Source organism: Methylophilus sp. YYY-1 (genome assembly GCF_029132825.1).
Taxonomy (GTDB): domain Bacteria; phylum Pseudomonadota; class Gammaproteobacteria; order Burkholderiales; family Methylophilaceae; genus Methylophilus; species Methylophilus glucosoxydans.
The window spans coordinates 525547-543272 of record NZ_WOVG01000002.1; the positions used below are offsets into that span (position 1 = coordinate 525547).

Below are 17726 nucleotides of genomic sequence, written 5' to 3' on the forward strand. Positions count from 1 at the left end.
TGACATATTCTTGCTGTAGGCTTGCTTTTTGCTTTTGCTAACTGAAAGCAATTCTATGAATCAAACTCAAGGGGAAGATGCATGACTGCCAATGTGAAGAAAACGCCTAAATCCAAGACACCCGTCGAAACTGCGCAACCGGTTGAAGAGTTTTTGTTAGAGCAATTGCCTATCCCCCAGGCGTTGCGTAACCACCTGACTTTTTCTATTGGTAAATCAAACTCTTGGGCCACGGCGCGTGACTGGTACCAAACGGCTGCGTTTACCGTGCGCGACCACTTGATGAGCCGCTGGGTGAATACCCGCGACGCTTATCGCGACGCCAATACCAAGCGCGTTTATTATTTATCTCTGGAGTTTTTGATTGGCCGTATGCTGTCAAATGCCGCACTGAATTTGGGCATTGCACCCGATCTAAGCGGAGGCTTGCAGGAGATTGGCCAAAAGCTGGAAGGCGTGGCCGAGATGGAGCCCGATGCGGCGTTGGGTAATGGCGGCCTGGGCCGCTTGGCTGCCTGTTTTGTCGACTCGATGGCGACCATGGATATTCCGGCTACCGGCTATGGCATCCGTTACGACTACGGCATGTTTAGGCAAACCATCGAGAAAGGCCAGCAAAAAGAAAATCCTGATAACTGGTTGCGGTATCAGAATATCTGGGAGATTCAGCGCCCCGAGCATACTTGCGAGGTGAAGTTTTATGGCCGCGTGTTGCATGTACACACCGAACGTGGCGTGGAACATCATTGGGTTGATCATGAAACGGTGGTGGCCATGCCTTATGACGTACCTGTGCCTGGCTATGGCACGCAGACTGTGAATAATCTACGCTTATGGTCTGCCAAGGCTACCAATGAGTTTGACTTGAAATCGTTTAACGAAGGTAACTACGAAAAATCGGTAGAAGGCCGTCACGGTGCCGAAACCATCTCGCAAGTGCTCTATCCAAATGACACCTCCGAGTCGGGCAAGGTGTTGCGCCTCAAGCAGCAATACTTCTTTGTTTCGGCCTCTACACAGGATATTTTGCATCGCTTTACCAATTACAACTCGGATTGGAACACCTTGCCTGACAAGGTCTCCATTCAGTTGAATGATACCCACCCAGCGATTGCCGTGGCCGAAATGATGCATCAATTGGTGGATCATTATCACTTGCCTTGGGACCGTGCGTGGACGCTGGTCACCAAAATGTTTGCCTACACCAACCACACCTTGATGCCAGAAGCCCTGGAAACCTGGTCGGTGGACATGTTCGGACAATTGTTGCCTCGGCATCTCGAGATTATTTACGAGATCAATCACCAGTTCCTGCAAATGGTGAATCAGCACTTCCCGGGCGATACCGGCTTGTTGCAACGAGTGTCCATCATTGACGAAACCCACGGCCGTCGTGTGCGCATGGCGCATCTGGCGATTGTTGGTAGCCATACCGTGAACGGCGTGGCCGAGCTGCACAGCGAGTTGTTGAAAACCACGCTGTTTGCTGACTTCAACAAAATTTATCCTGGCAAGTTCACCAATGTGACCAATGGCATCACGCCACGCCGCTGGTTGAACCAGGCCAACCCTTTGCTGACAGAATTGCTGACCAAGCAAATCGGCACCGGCTTTCAGAAGGACCTGAGCCTGATCAAGCAGATTGAGCCGTTTGCCGAGAATGCGGCGTTTAGAAAAGCGTTCCGCGAAGTGAAAAAAGCCAACAAGCAGCGCCTGGCCGACAAGATTTTGCAGAAGACGGGTATTGCGGTCAGCGCGGATGCCTTGTTTGACGTGCAAATCAAGCGTATTCATGAGTACAAGCGCCAGTTGCTCAATGTGCTGCATGTGATCACGCTGTATAACCGGATTCGTAGCGGTCATGCCAGCCATCACACGCCACGGGTGATCATTTTTGCAGGCAAGGCGGCGCCTGGCTACTGGTTGGCCAAGCAGATCATCCGCCTGATCAACGATGTGGCGGTGATGATCAATAACGACCCGGCGGTCAAAGACCAGTTAAAAGTGGTGTTTTATCCTAACTACGAGGTCAGTGCGGCAGAAATCCTGTTCCCGGGCGCCGACTTATCCGAGCAAATTTCGACCGCAGGTACCGAGGCCAGTGGCACCGGTAATATGAAAATGGCGCTCAATGGGGCCTTGACCATAGGTACGCTGGATGGCGCCAATGTGGAGATCATGGAAGAGGTCGGCAGTGAAAATATCTTTATTTTTGGCCTGACCACACCAGAAGTGGCGCAGCTGAAAGCCAGCGGCTACAACCCGTGGGATTATTACCATGGCAATGCCGAACTCAAGCAGGTGATTGATATGATCGCCAATGGCTATTTTTCGGTAGAGGAGCCATCACGCTACCAGGCCATTATTGATACCCTGTTGCACAAAGGCGATCAATACTTGTTACTGGCCGATTATGCCGCGTATGTTACCGCGCAGGAGAAAGTGGCTGCCCTGTATCAAGATCAGGAAGCCTGGTCGCGTATGGCGATTTTGAATGTGGCTCGGATGGCTAAATTCTCCAGTGACCGCACTATCGGTGAATATGCCGAACGTATCTGGAATGTGAAACCGTTCAAAGCGTAAGCGCCCGGCTTTTGCGCAAGCCCACACAAAGCAAGTCCGCTGGACTTGCTTTGTGTTTTCTGGGTACACTGCGCTCAACTTGATGAGAGAACGAACAGCATGAAAATGAAAGCCAAGGTGATATTGACTGCACTGCTCATGAGCAATGCAATCGGGATGCAGGCGCAGGCATTGGACTTGAAGGCGTTGGGCGACATGGTGGAAAAAGAGGTCAATAGTGCTGCCAGTGGCCGTAGCGAGAGCGGGGCGGTGAGCCAGCTCAGCGAAAAGGAAACCAGTGATGGCTTGAAACTGGCGCTGAGTCAGGGTGCCAGCAAAGCGGTGAGCATGCTGGGGGCGACGGATGGCTTTATGGGTAACCAGGAGGTCAAAATTCCGCTGCCGGATTCGTTAAAGAAAATCGAAAAAGGCATGCGCATGATAGGCATGGGCAGTCAGGCCGATGATTTGGTGCTGAAAATGAATCGTGCCGCAGAACAAGCCGTGCCCGAGGCAAAGGCCTTGTTGCTAAATTCGGTCAAGCAAATGTCGCTGACTGATGCCAAGGGGATTTTGACGGGTCCGCAAGATGCTGCCACGCAATACTTCAAGAAAACCACCGCAACTGACATGGCGGCCAAGTTTTTGCCCATCGTGCAAAAAGCCACGGCTAACGTGAAGCTGGCAGATACTTATAACAAGTATGCTGAAATGGGCAGCCAGTTTGGCCTGATCAAAAAAGAAGATGCCAATATCAATCAGTATGTGACACAAAAGGCACTAGACGGCGTCTACCTGATGATTGCCAAAGAAGAGGCTGCGATCCGTCAGGATCCGGTGGGTCAAGCCAGCAATCTGCTGAAAAAGGTCTTTGGCGCGGTCGCGCAATAACTCTGTTTGGTCCGGCCTAGCGGTTACGGGGCCGGGCTGACACAATTTGTTCATCTTGGCTTAATCAAGTCGTCATGATCTGCATCTATCCTGCGTATTAGTCGCAGGTGATGCATATGATCAGAGAAACTCATTCAACTCAAACATTCGTGGTTTGGCGTTTGCTGGATGGCAAACCAGGACATCAGCATCAGTCGCAAGGACTGGTTCAGGCCTTGCAGGCCAGATTAGCGCTACAGGTCTTTGATCTCCAGATCAAGGACGCGGGTCACGGCTGGTTGTCGTGGTTGCTGGGGCAATGGCCGGCAGGCGAGGGCTTGCCTGCACCGGATCTGATTATCGGCGCCGGTCATGCGACCCATGCCCATATGCTGGCTGCCAAACGTGCGTATGGCGGCAAAACTGTTTGCATGATGCAGCCTAGCCTGCCAGCCGAATTGTTTGATGTGTGTCTGATCCCCGAGCACGACCAATATCGCGGATTTGCCAGCTTTATTGAGACCCGTGGGGTGATCAATCACATCCAGCCTGCCAGCAAAGTGCAGCAAACCGAGCAGGTCCTGATCATGGTCGGCGGGCCCAGCAAACATTTTGAATGGGATGAGCTGGGCGTGGTGGCGCAAGTCTACGACCTGGTACGCAAGCATCCTGATCAGCATTACGTATTGACCACCTCCAGACGTACGCCGGCCAGTTTTATTTCGGCCATGCAGCGTGTCCGCCTTGCCAATCTCGAAATTGTGGCGATCACAGACACCGGGCCAGGCTGGTTGCCAGCCAAGTTGGCAACGGTTTCTGCGGCCTGGGTGACCGAGGATTCTGTTTCCATGGTGTATGAGGCGCTGACAGCACAGGTTGCCGTCGGCATCATTAATCTGACCGCCAAACGTGCCAGCCGGGTGAGCCGCGGCATCGAAAAACTCATAGACCGCCAACTGGTCACGCGTTATGACCCTTATGGCTTGTATCGCCAATTTATGCGTCCGGTGCTGGGGTTTAATGAAGCCAGCCGTTGCTGCGACTTGTTACTGGCCCATTTCAACCGTCCTGCATCCAGCCGTCTGGTCTCACGATTAATCTAGTTGTTGAAGTCTGCTTTTGCGAAAACTCACTGTTTTACAAGTGCTGCCCGCCTTGCAATCTGGCGGTGTGGAGCGCGGCACCCTCGAGGTGGCTGCAGCACTGGTGGCACAAGGGCACTGCTCGCTGGTGATGTCCGCGGGCGGGCGCATGGTGGCCGAGCTTGAGGCGGCTGGCAGTACGCACCTGACCTGTCCGGTCGGACGTAAGTCATTACTGACCTTGTTATGGATTCCCAAATTACAACGCATTTGGCGGCAAATGCAGGTAGATATTGTCCATGTCCGTTCGCGCTTTCCAGCCTGGGTGGTCTATTGGGCCTGGAAAACCATGCCACGTGCACAGCGTCCGCGCTTGGTGACGACCGTGCATGGGTATTATCGGCCTGGCCGGTATAGCCGGATCATGACCGCGGGCGAGCAAGTGATAGTGATTTCAAAAACCATACAAGCCTATGCGCAAACGCACTACCAGCTTGAAAACCATAAGATGACGCTGATCTACCGCGGGGTGGATACCACTCAGTACTTCCCGGGCTACCAGCCAGAGGCGGACTGGAAGCAGCAATGGTTTGCCCAATATCCGCAGACCCAGGGCAAACGCCTGCTATTACTCCCGGCCAGAATTTCGCGCTGGAAAGGCGCGGAGGATTTTGTCGAGCTGGTGGGGGTGGTTTGTCGTCAACATAAAGATATTCATGCTTTGCTGGTGGGGGAGGTCGATACTGGCAAGCAGGCATTCGCAGCGACTTTGCAACATCAGATTGCGCTGGCCGGCCTGAGCGATTGCGTGACGATGACGGGTTATCGCAAAGACGTGAAAAATATCATGGCGATTTCCGAGATCGTCTATTCGCTGTCTTTAGCACCTGAGGCGTTTGGACGGACCACGCTGGAGGCATTGAGTCTGGGTGTGCCGGTGATTGCGTATGATCATGGCGGCGTGGCGGAGCAAATGGCGGCCTTATTACCGGAAGGGGCTGTGCAAGTGGGCAATATTGCTGAAGCGGCGATTCTGACCCTGAATTGGCTGGAGGAGCGGCCTGCGGTGCGCCCGAATACTCTGTTTACTTTAGCCGACATGCAACAGAAAACGCTGGACGTTTACCAGCGCGTCATGTCTCAGCCTTTGGATGTGAACACATGATGTTTGCACGTACAATGTTTAAAGTCTGGCCTTCAGGATGGGCAGACAGCACTGCGGTGCGGATGCCGCCGGGCTTGGCTTGGGCTTGTACCTTGCTGGCGGTGATGATGATCGCCTGGAGTCCGTTTTCTGGCGGGGCCCGATTGCCCACCGCTTTGCTGGCCATGGTAGGCGTGTTTTTATGCTTTAGGTCGGGAGTGGCAATATTCAGGCAGTCTGTAGTGCGTCGCTGGAGTGCAGTCTTCTTGCTGCTATGGTTGCCGATGTGGCTGTCGTGCTTGCAGGCTGAACATCCCCAAGCCAGTTTGGCGGCGATAGCCTGGTTTAGCCTGCTGTATTTTGCAGCGCTCCCATTATTGCTGACATTCCAGGTGACCCGCTATCGCCAGCTGTTTGCGCAATGGGTGACGGGCATCATGCTGTTGTGGATGCTGGATAGCAGTATTCAATATCTTTTCGGCGTCGATCTGCTTGGTATTGCCAAAACACCGGAAGGCCGCATTACCGGCATGTTTCATGACTTGCACCAAGGGATTCTGATGTTACCTATGTTGCCGCTGCTGTTTTATCACTGGTTGCCCCAGCGTCCCTGGTTGGCGTGGGGACTGGTGCTAGGCGTTGGCGTGGTGGTGACGCTCTCTGGTGCCAGAGGATACTTGTATATATTTTTGCTGATGTTGTTACTGGCCTTGTGGCAGCAGCGGGCAAGCTGGAAAGTGTGGGCCGCGGTACTTTGTATGCCCTTGCTGGCTGTGGCATTGGCTGGTGCGTTGAGCCCGCAACTGGCCAAATATAAACTGCAGCATACGCAGGCGATTGCGGATACGCAGCAGTCGACGTTTGACCGCGTGAATCATGCGTTAAGCTACCGCCTCAATTTGTGGGAAACCGGGCTACACATGTGGCAGGCGCACCCGCTTACCGGTGTCGGCAGCAATCACTTCAAGCGTGTTTATGCCGAGTATGCCACGCGCAGTGATGACCCTTTTGTGGCTCACCCTACCCATACGCATAATATTTATGTTGAGTGGCTGGCCGAAACCGGCCTGGTGGGTGGCATCGGCCTGATCGCGATTATGGGGTTATGTGTGGCCTGGTTCAGGCAAGCGGCGCGTCCGCTACAACAGCAAGCCTGGCCTTATGCCTTACCACTGATGGTGATTTATTTTCCGCTCAACACCACGCAACCCATGCTGGTGCCTTGGTGGTTTCCGGTGCTCATGCTATTGGCCTGCCTCATGATTGCAAGTCTGCAAAGGGATCAGGATGCACAAGCAAGTTAGGCTAAAGAGTTATCTTGATGCTGACTGCCTGTCGGAGTCACTCGATCAGACCGTAGTCTGCGATTTGCCCGCCCGGCAGGAGATCAAACGCATCCTGATCATCAAGTGGGGCGGCATGGGCGATATTGTTATGAGCACAGCCGCCATCGAGGACATTCATCAGGCGTTTCCACAGGCCGTCTTGCATTTAAATACCTTGCCAGCCTGGCAGTCCCTGTTTGCAGATGATCCTCGATTTGAGCGCATCTGGTGTTTGAATCTGCAGCAAAAATCAGGGCGTTGGCGTATTTACCGGCAGTGGCTGGCTGAAGTGGCAGCCATGCAGTATGACTTGATTATTGATTTGCAAACCAATGATAAAAGCCGGCTGTTACTGAGCCTGTTGCGATTGAGTGGTCGCGCGCCCAGGTGGCTGTTGGGCAATCATGCGCGCTTTCCCTACACGGTCCGTCAAATTCGCGCATTGCCGCAGGCCCATAGTTTTCAAATCTTGCAGCAGACCTTAATCACAGCAGGCATCCCCGCCCTGACCAATGGACCAACATTGGCCGTGAATCCAGCGGCGCAAACGGCTGCCCAGCAGTTGTTAAGCCAGCATGGGCTGACGTCTCAGCCTTTTGCGGTATTTTTATGTGGTAGCCACGCCGGAATGGCGACCAAGCGCTGGGGTGCCGAACAGTATGCTGCGCTGGTGTCACATTGTCTTGCGCGTGGGGAGCGTGCGGTATTGCTGGGCGGGCAAGATGAGGCCGAGACGTGTCAGCAGATTGCCAGCCGTCATCCTGCGCATGTGGTGAATTTATGCGGACAAACCAGCTTGCTGGCCGTGCCCGCTATTTGTGCGCGGGCGCAATATATTGTTGCTAACGATACCGGAACTGCGCATTTGGCGGCAACCACCCCTACGCCCATGGTGGTGCTTTGTGGGCCGACCAATCCACTGCGGGTCAAACCGGTAGGCGCGCAAGTTGTCGCCCTGCAACTCGATTTGCCTTGTAAAAATTGCTATGCCAAGCAATGCAGCCATCACTCCTGCATGCGACAGTTGACGCCCGCGCAAGTGTTACCTTATTTGCCGGAAGTGAAGCGCCATCATGTCTAAAGTGATTTGGTGGGGGCGTTCAGACCTCAATTATTCCCGCAACCGTATCAGTCGGCAATTGCTGCAGGCCTTGGGCTGCCAGCTAATCGACTTCAGGCCACATCTGAGTGGCTGGGGGGATGTTGAAGCGCAGTTAAAAGGCCTGCCTACGCCCGACCTGGTGTGGGTGCCCTGTTTCAGGCACCGAGATGTTGAAGCCGCCAGCCGCTGGGCACGCAGACGCGGTGTGCCGCTCGTATTTGACCCCTTGATCAGTGCCTGGCAAAAGCAGGTGTATGAGCGGAACAAATTTGCTGAGCAGAGCCCGCAAGCACAGCGCTTGCTCAGCACCGAGACAAAGTGCTTGCAGTTGGCGGATATGGTGTTGCTGGATACGGCGCTGCAACAGCAGATGTTTATTGAACGTTTTGGATTGTCAGCAGAAAAAACCGCGGTGGTCTATGTAGGCGCGGAGCAGCCACTGTTTTCGCCGGTGTCGCTGGTTAAGCCCCGACCCCTGAGCACAGAAGTCTTGTTTTATGGCAGCTTTATTGCGCTACATGGGGTAGAAACGGTGATTGAAGCCGCCAGACTGACGGCGGGTCAACCGCATCTGCGCTGGGTGTTGTTGGGCGATGGCCCGACCAAGGCGGCGGCACGGCAGCAAGCGGCGGGCTTGGCTAATGTGCATTTTGAAGACAGTCTGGCCTATCCCAATTTGCCAGGCCGGATCGCCAAAGCCGATATCGTGCTGGGCGTGTTTGGCGGCTCGCAAAAGGCCGCGCAGGTCATTCCTAATAAAGTGTTTCAGGGCCTGGCCTGTGGCCGTCCCGTCATTACGCGCAACAGTGACGCTTATCCGGCGGCGATGCCCAACGGACCATTGAGCGGTTTATGGCAGATCGAGGCAGCCAATCCTGCCGCCCTGGCCGATGCGGTCATGCAATGCGTTAGCAACCAGCAGGACAAAAAATTGGCAGCACGTACTTTATATACGCAGTACTTTTCGCCTGCGCAGTTAGAACAGCAACTCAAAGAGGCGCTGATCAGACTCGGTGTGTCCTTTGAGTGCAGGTAAGCCAGCCCGATGACCAGCACTCAACCTCGCATCCTCATGATTACGCTGTCCAATATTGGGGACGCCATCCTGACGACGCCGGTACTGGCAGCCCTGCATGCGCACCTGCCAGAAGCGCGCATAGACCTCGTGAGTGATGTCCGTTCTTCAGCCTTGTTTGACCCCTGTCCTTATATTGACCGTATTTTCGTGCGCGACAAACGTTCAGGCTGGGCGGGCTATGTGCAATTGATTCGCTTGTTGAGAAAAACCCGGTATGACGTCCTAGTCGATCTGCGCACGGATTTTTTGCCTTATCTGCTGCGGGCAAAGCAAGTGTTTAAAAAACGTTCCAATGCCAGCACCATGCACCTGCACTCGGCAGAAAAACATTTGGCGGCCGTGCAGACGTTAGTCGGCGATCTGCGGCCCAACGCAACCTTGTGGGCCAGCGAGCAAGATCATGCCTTGGTTGCAGACCTGTTTCCCATGCTGGGCCAAGGGCGCTGGTTGGCGATCGGGCCGGGCGCAAATTTTGCCGGTAAAATCTGGCCAGTCGAGCGTTATGCAGCGGTGGCCAATGCGCTTGCAAATGCAGTCTCTGGCGTGGTGTTGCTGGGTTCGCAGGCGGATGCCGTCCTCGCACAACGCTTTGTTGCACTGGCTCAGCTGCCTGTGCAGGTGGCGTGCGGACGATTAAGCTTGCCGCAGTCTTATGCCTTGCTGCAAAAGTGTGATGGCTATCTTGGCAATGACTCCGGGCTCGGGCATATGGCCGCCGCGGCGGGTTTGACGAGCCTGACCTTGTTTGGCCCGGGTTCGCCGGTCCGTTATTTGCCCTGGTCTCCACAAGCGCACTTTATTCAAGATGCACAACAGGATATTCTCGGGATTGGTGTAGAGGCCGTGGTGGCTCGTCTGCAGGGCTTGTTGGCCGAGATGACTGTCGATGCCCAAGTCCAATCTCATATAGGCTCCTCTGATTCAAGGTCGCCCAGCGCTCATAAAAACCATTAGTCTTTACCATGATCAATCACACTCCCAGCGCGTATGCGCAACTGACCCGGCTCATGGCCTATCTCAAGCCTTATTGGGCCACTTTTTGTCTGGCGCTGGTTTGCCTAGTAGTCTTGTCCGCCAGTAATACCGGTTTTCTCAGTACCATCAAGCATGTGACGGATGAAGGGTTCACCACGCAGACGCAGACCTATGCGCGCTTGACGCTGGCAGCGATGCTGGGTGGCTTGTTGTTGGTGCGTGCATTGGCAGGCTTTGGCTCCAATTACCTGATCAGGATTGTCGGCCGCCGCGTCATCGAGGATGTACGCAATCAGGTTTTTGCACACATGCTGAAGCTGCCCACCAGTTTTTTTGATCAGCACGCCATTGCCAATATCACCACCAAAATGACGTTTGATTGCGAGCAGTTATATAGTGCGGTCACCAAAGTAATCATCTCCTCCATTCGCGATAGCTTGACCATTATTGGCATCGTCTCTTATATGCTTTATCTGGATTGGAAACTGACGCTGGTGTTTTTGCTGCTGTCGCCGCTGATTGCCCGATATCTGAAAAAAATGACACCTAAATTGCGTAACTCTGGCCGTCAGGTGCAAGCCAGCATGTCAGACATGACACAGGTGATTGAAGAGGCCGCCAGTGGACAGCGCGTGGTCAAGGTGTTCAGTGGCGAGCAGTATGAGTATGAACGCTTTAGCCATATCGTTGCCACTAACCGGCAAATGATGGTCAGGTTAGGGCGCATCTCTGGTTTAAACAGTATGTTTGTCGAGATGCTGGCCGCCATTGCGTTAGCCATGGTGATCTATTACTCTGCCGGCCAGTTTACCGCCGGTGAGTTTGCGGCTTTTATTGGCGCCTTGCTCATGCTGATTGGTCCGGTGAAAGCGATTACTTCTGTGAATGAAGATGTGCAAATTGCGATTGCCGCCTGCCAAAGTGTGTTTGCCGTGCTGGATACGCCTGCCGAAAACAATCAGGGTCAGGTGGTTTTGGCTGAGCCCATCCGCCAAATTCGCTTTGAGCAGGTCACTTTTCAGTATCCGCACGCGAACAGTCCGGCGCTAAAAGAGCTCAACCTGACCATCCATGCTGGTGAAACGGTGGCCTTGGTTGGCATGTCAGGGGGCGGCAAGTCTACACTGGCGCATTTGTTGCCCCGTTTTCATGAGGTGCAACAAGGGCAGTTACTGATCAATGATCTCCCTATCCAGCAACTGGCGCTGGCTGAGCTGCGCCAGCAGTTTGCATTCGTCAGTCAGGAAACCGTCTTGTTCAATGACAGCATTTACCACAACATTGCCTACGGCAGTTTACGTGGGGCCTCTAAAGAGGCGGTGATTGCAGCAGCAAAGGCGGCACATGCCTGGGAGTTCATCGAAAAACTGCCACAACAACTGGACACGCATATTGGTGACAGGGGCTTGCGGCTCTCCGGCGGCCAACGTCAAAGACTGTCGATTGCGCGCGCCATGCTTAAAAATGCCCCCATCTTAATTTTGGATGAAGCGACGTCCGCGCTCGATAATGAATCCGAACATAACGTGCAGGCCGCACTGACCCAGCTCATGCAGGGCCGAACCACCATCATGATCGCGCACCGCCTCTCCACCATTCAGCATGCCAGTCGAATAATCGTCATGGATGGTGGTCGTATCGTTGAAGAAGGTGTGCACGAGCAACTCATGCAGGCCGGCGGCAAATATGCCACGCTCTACCATCTCTATGGAAAAAGCAAATAACAGTTGACACTGTTTTTGAAAGTTTGCTATAGTCTCACCTCTCGACGCAACACATGTTTTATTAGTCGATTCGGACGCGGGATGGAGCAGTCTGGCAGCTCGTCGGGCTCATAACCCGAAGGTCACAGGTTCAAATCCTGTTCCCGCAACCAAGCAAAAATACGTTTTAAAATTAAATGAATTTGATGCTTGACCGAACGAAAAACCTCTGTATAATGCGCGCTTCTCTTGAAACGTTGGAAGTTAAAACGGAAGAGCGAAAAGCCTTCGAGGCACTGTTCTTTAAAAATTAGGATGACTGATAAGTGTGGGTGTTTGTAGTTGGGTGTGAACGCATTTAATGCGTAAAACTCAGAAAATACAAATGCTTACGCTTAGATTTATGACAAGTATGTACAGTGTAGTTTACACACATACCTTGAAATGAATTTGAGATATAGCGAAATCGAATACCGCCTCTTAATTGAGGTAAAAAGTAATAGTTAGGAATTAAACTGAAGAGTTTGATCCTGGCTCAGATTGAACGCTGGCGGAATGCTTTACACATGCAAGTCGAACGATGAACCTTAGCTTGCTAAGGGGATTAGTGGCGAACGGGTGAGTAATATATCGGAACGTACCTTGTAATGGGGGATAACTAGTCGAAAGATTAGCTAATACCGCATACGCCCTGAGGGGGAAAGTAGGGGATCTTCGGACCTTACGTTATAAGAGCGGCCGATATCTGATTAGCTAGTTGGTGGGGTAATGGCCTACCAAGGCGACGATCAGTAGCTGGTCTGAGAGGACGACCAGCCACACTGGAACTGAGACACGGTCCAGACTCCTACGGGAGGCAGCAGTGGGGAATTTTGGACAATGGGCGCAAGCCTGATCCAGCCATTCCGCGTGAGTGAAGAAGGCCTTCGGGTTGTAAAGCTCTTTCGCAAGGGAAGAAAACTTACACAATAACACTGTGTGAGGCTGACGGTACCTTGATAAGAAGCACCGGCTAACTACGTGCCAGCAGCCGCGGTAATACGTAGGGTGCGAGCGTTAATCGGAATTACTGGGCGTAAAGCGTGCGCAGGCGGTTTTGTAAGTCAGATGTGAAATCCCCGAGCTCAACTTGGGAACTGCGTTTGAAACTACAAGACTAGAATATGTCAGAGGGGGGTAGAATTCCACGTGTAGCAGTGAAATGCGTAGAGATGTGGAGGAATACCAATGGCGAAGGCAGCCCCCTGGGATAATATTGACGCTCATGCACGAAAGCGTGGGGAGCAAACAGGATTAGATACCCTGGTAGTCCACGCCCTAAACGATGTCTACTAGTTGTTGGTGGAGTAAAATCCATGAGTAACGCAGCTAACGCGTGAAGTAGACCGCCTGGGGAGTACGGTCGCAAGATTAAAACTCAAAGGAATTGACGGGGGCCCGCACAAGCGGTGGATTATGTGGATTAATTCGATGCAACGCGAAAAACCTTACCTGGCCTTGACATGCCACTAACGAAGCAGAGATGCATTAGGTGCCCGTAAGGGAAAGTGGACACAGGTGCTGCATGGCTGTCGTCAGCTCGTGTCGTGAGATGTTGGGTTAAGTCCCGCAACGAGCGCAACCCTTGCCATTAATTGCCATCATTTAGTTGGGCACTTTAATGGGACTGCCGGTGACAAACCGGAGGAAGGTGGGGATGACGTCAAGTCCTCATGGCCCTTATGGCCAGGGCTTCACACGTAATACAATGGTCGGTACAGAGAGTTGCCAACCCGCGAGGGGGAGCTAATCTCAGAAAGCCGATCGTAGTCCGGATTGTTCTCTGCAACTCGAGAGCATGAAGTCGGAATCGCTAGTAATCGCGGATCAGCATGTCGCGGTGAATACGTTCCCGGGCCTTGTACACACCGCCCGTCACACCATGGGAGTGGGTTTTACCAGAAGTAGTTAGTCTAACCGCAAGGGGGACGATTACCACGGTAGTATTCATGACTGGGGTGAAGTCGTAACAAGGTAGCCGTATCGGAAGGTGCGGCTGGATCACCTCCTTTCTAGAGAAGATCACCTGTCTACAAGCATTCACTCTTATCGGTCATCTTAAAAATAAGCAGCAACAAAGATTTAGGCAAACCGCCTTAGGGTCTGTAGCTCAGCTGGTTAGAGCACCGTCTTGATAAGGCGGGGGTCGTTGGTTCGAGCCCAACCAGACCCACCACCGAATATTGGGGGATTAGCTCAGCTGGGAGAGCACCTGCTTTGCAAGCAGGGGGTCGTCGGTTCGATCCCGTCATCCTCCACCAACGACTTGGTGTCTTTGTTGCGGTTTAGAGATTAGAAGCAAGCGTTATTAATTGATGTTTGATTAAATGTTTGCTTCTGGTTTTTAAACGTTAGTTTAACGACTAAGACTGCTCTTTAACAAAATGGAAGAAGTAAAGGAATATAGGTTGTGTGATGACAACTTATATTCAATGGGCGATATTATTTTTTAACCGGAAATAATATCGATTGATTGCAAAATCAGAAATATTAAACGCAAGTTGAGAAGCGACATTGATGAGTAATCATGAATGTAGCGAATCTAACGAGGTTTGATAGTGCTTTAGAATTACCTGTAACGCGTGTCTCATGCACGACGAAATCTAGATTTAAAAAGGGTTTAGGTTTTAACGTTATAGGGTCAAGTGAATAAGTGCATATGGTGGATGCCTTGGCGATATCAGGCGATGAAGGACGTGATAGCCTGCGAAAAGCTTCGGGGAGCTGGCAAATAAGCTTTGATCCGGAGATGTCCGAATGGGGAAACCCGGCCGTAAGGTCATTCTCTTCTGAATATATAGGAAGAGTAAAGCGAACCTGGAGAACTGAAACATCTAAGTACCCAGAGGAAAAGAAATCAACCGAGATTCCGTAAGTAGTGGCGAGCGAACATGGAACAGCCTGTTACTTTTAGCAGACGCGATAGTAGAACGGAATGGAAAGTCCGACCGTAGTGGGTGATAGTCCCGTATACGAAATCCCGTTTGTGGAACTAGGGTAACGACAAGTAGGGCGGGGCACGAGAAACCCTGTCTGAACATGGGGGGACCATCCTCCAAGGCTAAATACTCGATATCGACCGATAGTGAACCAGTACCGTGAGGGAAAGGCGAAAAGAACCCCGGGAGGGGAGTGAAATAGATCCTGAAACCGTATGCATACAAACAGTGGGAGCCTCGTAAGGGGTGACTGCGTACCTTTTGTATAATGGGTCAGCGACTTACATTCAGTGGCAAGCTTAACCGATAGGGGAGGCGTAGAGAAATCGAGTCCGAATAGGGCGAATTAGTCGCTGGGTGTAGACCCGAAACCAAGTGATCTATCCATGGCCAGGATGAAGGTGCCGTAACAGGTACTGGAGGTCCGAACCCACAAATGTTGAAAAATTTGGGGATGAGCTGTGGATAGGGGTGAAAGGCTAAACAAACTTGGAGATAGCTGGTTCTCTCCGAAAACTATTTAGGTAGTGCCTCGTATATAACTCTCGGGGGTAGAGCACTGTTATGGCTAGGGGGTTCATAAGAACTTACCAAACCATTGCAAACTCCGAATACTGAGAAGTTCAATTACGGGAGACAGTCCATGGGTGCTAACGTCCGTGGACAAGAGGGAAACAACCCAGACCGACAGCTAAGGTCCCAAATGACGTGCTAAGTGGAAAACGAAGTGGGAAGGCATAGACAGCCAGGATGTTGGCTTAGAAGCAGCCATCATTTAAAGAAAGCGTAATAGCTCACTGGTCGAGTCGTCCTGCGCGGAAGATGTAACGGGGCTAAGCACGTAACCGAAGCTTCGGATGCCAGTTTACTGGCATGGTAGGAGAGCGTTCTGTAGGCCTGCGAAGGTGTGCTGTGAGGCATGCTGGAGGTATCAGAAGTGCGAATGCTGACATGAGTAGCGATAAAGGGAGTGAAAAGCTCCCTCGCCGAAAGCCCAAGGTTTCCTGCGCAACGTTCATCGGCGCAGGGTGAGTCGGCCCCTAAGGTGAGGCAGAGATGCGTAGCTGATGGGAAACAGGTTAATATTCCTGTACCTATATACAATGCGATGTGGGGACGGAGAAGGTTAGGTCAGCCGGGTGTTGGATGTCCCGGTTCAAGCGTGTAGGTTGGTTCTTTAGGCAAATCCGGAGAGCTAAGACTGAGACGTGATAACGAGTCTGCTTGCAGACGAAGTGATTGATACCATGCTTCCAAGAAAAGCCACTAAGCTTCAGTTGTATAAGACCGTACCGCAAACCGACACAGGTGGGCAGGATGAGAATTCTAAGGCGCTTGAGAGAACCCGGGAGAAGGAACTCGGCAAATTAGCACCGTAACTTCGGGAGAAGGTGCGCCCCGGTAACGTGTATAGACTTGCTCTAGAAGCGTGATGGGGTTGCAGTGAAAAGGTGGCTGCGACTGTTTAATAAAAACACAGCACTCTGCAAACACGAAAGTGGACGTATAGGGTGTGACGCCTGCCCGGTGCTGGAAGATTAAATGATGGGGTGCAAGCTCTTGATTGAAGTCCCAGTAAACGGCGGCCGTAACTATAACGGTCCTAAGGTAGCGAAATTCCTTGTCGGGTAAGTTCCGACCCGCACGAATGGCGTAACGATGGCCACACTGTCTCCTCTCGGGACTCAGCGAAGTTGAAATGTTTGTGAAGATGCAATCTCCCCGCGGCTAGACGGAAAGACCCCATGAACCTTTACTGCAGCTTTACATTGGACTTTGACAAGATTTGTGTAGGATAGGTGGGAGACTATGAAGCGGTGTCGCCAGATATCGTGGAGTCATCCTTGAAATACCACCCTGATGTTGTTGAGGTTCTAACCTAGGTCCGTAATCCGGACTGGGGACCGTGTATGGTAGGCAGTTTGACTGGGGCGGTCTCCTCCCAAAGAGTAACGGAGGAGTGCGAAGGTAACCTAGGTACGGTCGGAAATCGTACTGATAGTGCAATGGCAAAAGGTTGCTTGACTGCGAGACGGACAGGTCGAGCAGGTGCGAAAGCAGGTCATAGTGATCCGGTGGTTCTGTATGGAAGGGCCATCGCTCAACGGATAAAAGGTACTCTGGGGATAACAGGCTGATTCCTCCCAAGAGTTCATATCGACGGGGGAGTTTGGCACCTCGATGTCGGCTCATCACATCCTGGGGCTGTAGCCGGTCCCAAGGGTATGGCTGTTCGCCATTTAAAGTGGTACGTGAGCTGGGTTTAAAACGTCGTGAGACAGTTTGGTCCCTATCTGCCGTGGGCGCTGCAAGTTTGAGGGGACCTGCTCCTAGTACGAGAGGACCGGAGTGGACGCACCTCTGGTGGACCAGTTATCATGCCAATGGTATAGCTGGGTAGCTAAGTGCGGAAGAGATAAACGCTGAAAGCATCTAAGCGTGAAACTCGCCTCGAGATGAGACTTGCCTCTGGCTTTAAGCCAGCTAAAGAGTCGTTCAAGACCAGGACGTTGATAGGTCAGGTGTGGAAGTGCAGTAATGCATTAAGCTAACTGATACTAATTGCTCGTGAGGCTTGATCCTATAACCTTAAAACTTAGACCAAAATCTAAGCCAGGTGTAGTTCAAAGCAATATGATTTGGCAATCATCTAGAAATAAGAAACACAAGTTGTTTCATACCCTGCCCATTGATGCTTGAAAAAGCAAAATCCTTTACTTCTTCCAATTTGTTAAAGCAGGCTGATTCATATCAGCACCATGCATAACATTACCAGTTATGTTTGGGGACAATAGCAGTTTGGAACCACCCCTTCCCATCTCGAACAGGGCCGTGAAACGAACTTGCGCCAATGATAGTGTACTCTTCGTATGCGAAAGTAGGTCATCCCCAAGCTCCTATTCTAAA

General features: G+C 52.1%; 9 protein-coding genes, 3 tRNA genes and 3 rRNA genes. All 15 read left to right on the forward strand.

Translation table 11 applies throughout. From position 1 onward, the window contains the following. Positions 1-81 precede the first annotated feature (81 nt). Positions 82-2583, forward strand: a complete 2502-nt coding sequence (locus GOC95_RS09185) for a glycogen/starch/alpha-glucan phosphorylase (protein ID WP_275356782.1) — start codon at positions 82-84, stop codon at positions 2581-2583. Positions 2584-2682: 99 nt separating this feature from the next. Continuing rightward, positions 2683-3453: a DUF4197 domain-containing protein gene (locus GOC95_RS09190; RefSeq protein WP_275356783.1), complete on the forward strand. Its 771-nt coding sequence runs from the start codon at positions 2683-2685 to the stop codon at positions 3451-3453. A 116-nt stretch (positions 3454-3569) separates the two neighbouring features. Further along, positions 3570-4535 carry a mitochondrial fission ELM1 family protein gene (locus GOC95_RS09195; RefSeq protein ID WP_275356784.1) on the forward strand — a complete coding sequence of 322 codons (966 nt, stop codon included), beginning with the start codon at positions 3570-3572 and terminating at the stop codon, positions 4533-4535. A gap of 16 nt (positions 4536-4551) precedes the next feature. After that, on the forward strand, positions 4552-5679 hold the full coding sequence (locus GOC95_RS09200) for a glycosyltransferase (protein WP_275356785.1): 1128 nt from the start codon (positions 4552-4554) through the stop codon (positions 5677-5679). Further along, positions 5676-6962 (forward strand): O-antigen ligase family protein, encoded by a 1287-nt coding sequence (locus GOC95_RS09205; protein WP_275356786.1) that lies wholly within the window; start codon positions 5676-5678, stop codon positions 6960-6962. The genes GOC95_RS09200 and GOC95_RS09205 overlap by 4 nt, the downstream gene beginning before the upstream one ends. Further along, positions 6946-8064, forward strand: a complete 1119-nt coding sequence (locus GOC95_RS09210) for a glycosyltransferase family 9 protein (RefSeq protein ID WP_275356787.1) — start codon at positions 6946-6948, stop codon at positions 8062-8064. The genes GOC95_RS09205 and GOC95_RS09210 overlap by 17 nt, the downstream gene beginning before the upstream one ends. Then, positions 8057-9121 (forward strand): glycosyltransferase, encoded by a 1065-nt coding sequence (locus tag GOC95_RS09215; protein ID WP_275356788.1) that lies wholly within the window; start codon positions 8057-8059, stop codon positions 9119-9121. The genes GOC95_RS09210 and GOC95_RS09215 overlap by 8 nt, the downstream gene beginning before the upstream one ends. Positions 9122-9130: 9 nt before the next feature. Continuing rightward, positions 9131-10117, forward strand: coding sequence for a glycosyltransferase family 9 protein (locus GOC95_RS09220; protein ID WP_275356789.1), 987 nt, complete (start codon positions 9131-9133; stop codon positions 10115-10117). Positions 10118-10125: 8 nt separating this feature from the next. Next, positions 10126-11862, forward strand: a complete 1737-nt coding sequence (msbA, locus tag GOC95_RS09225) for a lipid A export permease/ATP-binding protein MsbA (RefSeq protein WP_275356790.1) — start codon at positions 10126-10128, stop codon at positions 11860-11862. Between the two features lie 75 nt (positions 11863-11937). After that, positions 11938-12014, forward strand: a tRNA-Met gene (locus GOC95_RS09230). 339 nt (positions 12015-12353) lie between these two features. Then, a 16S ribosomal RNA gene (locus GOC95_RS09235) occupies positions 12354-13892 on the forward strand. 87 nt (positions 13893-13979) lie between these two features. Further along, positions 13980-14056, forward strand: a tRNA-Ile gene (locus GOC95_RS09240). 9 nt (positions 14057-14065) lie between these two features. Continuing rightward, positions 14066-14141: transfer RNA gene (locus GOC95_RS09245), tRNA-Ala, on the forward strand. Positions 14142-14519: 378 nt separating this feature from the next. After that, a 23S ribosomal RNA gene (locus tag GOC95_RS09250) occupies positions 14520-17402 on the forward strand. A gap of 198 nt (positions 17403-17600) precedes the next feature. Then, a 5S ribosomal RNA gene (gene rrf, locus GOC95_RS09255) occupies positions 17601-17714 on the forward strand. Together the 16S, 23S and 5S rRNA genes with 3 tRNA genes alongside form the textbook arrangement of a ribosomal RNA operon. Positions 17715-17726 lie beyond the last annotated feature (12 nt).

What these genes read in the sequence shown, in the direction of transcription:
- GOC95_RS09185 (WP_275356782.1), top strand. Translation starts at nt 82, where the DNA reads ATGACTGCCAATGTGAAGAAAACGCCTAAATCCAAGACACCCGTCGAA.
- msbA (WP_275356790.1), top strand. Translation starts at nt 10,126, where the DNA reads ATGATCAATCACACTCCCAGCGCGTATGCGCAACTGACCCGGCTCATG.
- GOC95_RS09190 (WP_275356783.1), top strand. Translation starts at nt 2,683, where the DNA reads ATGAAAATGAAAGCCAAGGTGATATTGACTGCACTGCTCATGAGCAAT.
- GOC95_RS09220 (WP_275356789.1), top strand. Translation starts at nt 9,131, where the DNA reads ATGACCAGCACTCAACCTCGCATCCTCATGATTACGCTGTCCAATATT.
- GOC95_RS09205 (WP_275356786.1), top strand. Translation starts at nt 5,676, where the DNA reads ATGATGTTTGCACGTACAATGTTTAAAGTCTGGCCTTCAGGATGGGCA.
- GOC95_RS09215 (WP_275356788.1), top strand. Translation starts at nt 8,057, where the DNA reads ATGTCTAAAGTGATTTGGTGGGGGCGTTCAGACCTCAATTATTCCCGC.
- GOC95_RS09195 (WP_275356784.1), top strand. Translation starts at nt 3,570, where the DNA reads ATGATCAGAGAAACTCATTCAACTCAAACATTCGTGGTTTGGCGTTTG.
- GOC95_RS09210 (WP_275356787.1), top strand. Translation starts at nt 6,946, where the DNA reads ATGCACAAGCAAGTTAGGCTAAAGAGTTATCTTGATGCTGACTGCCTG.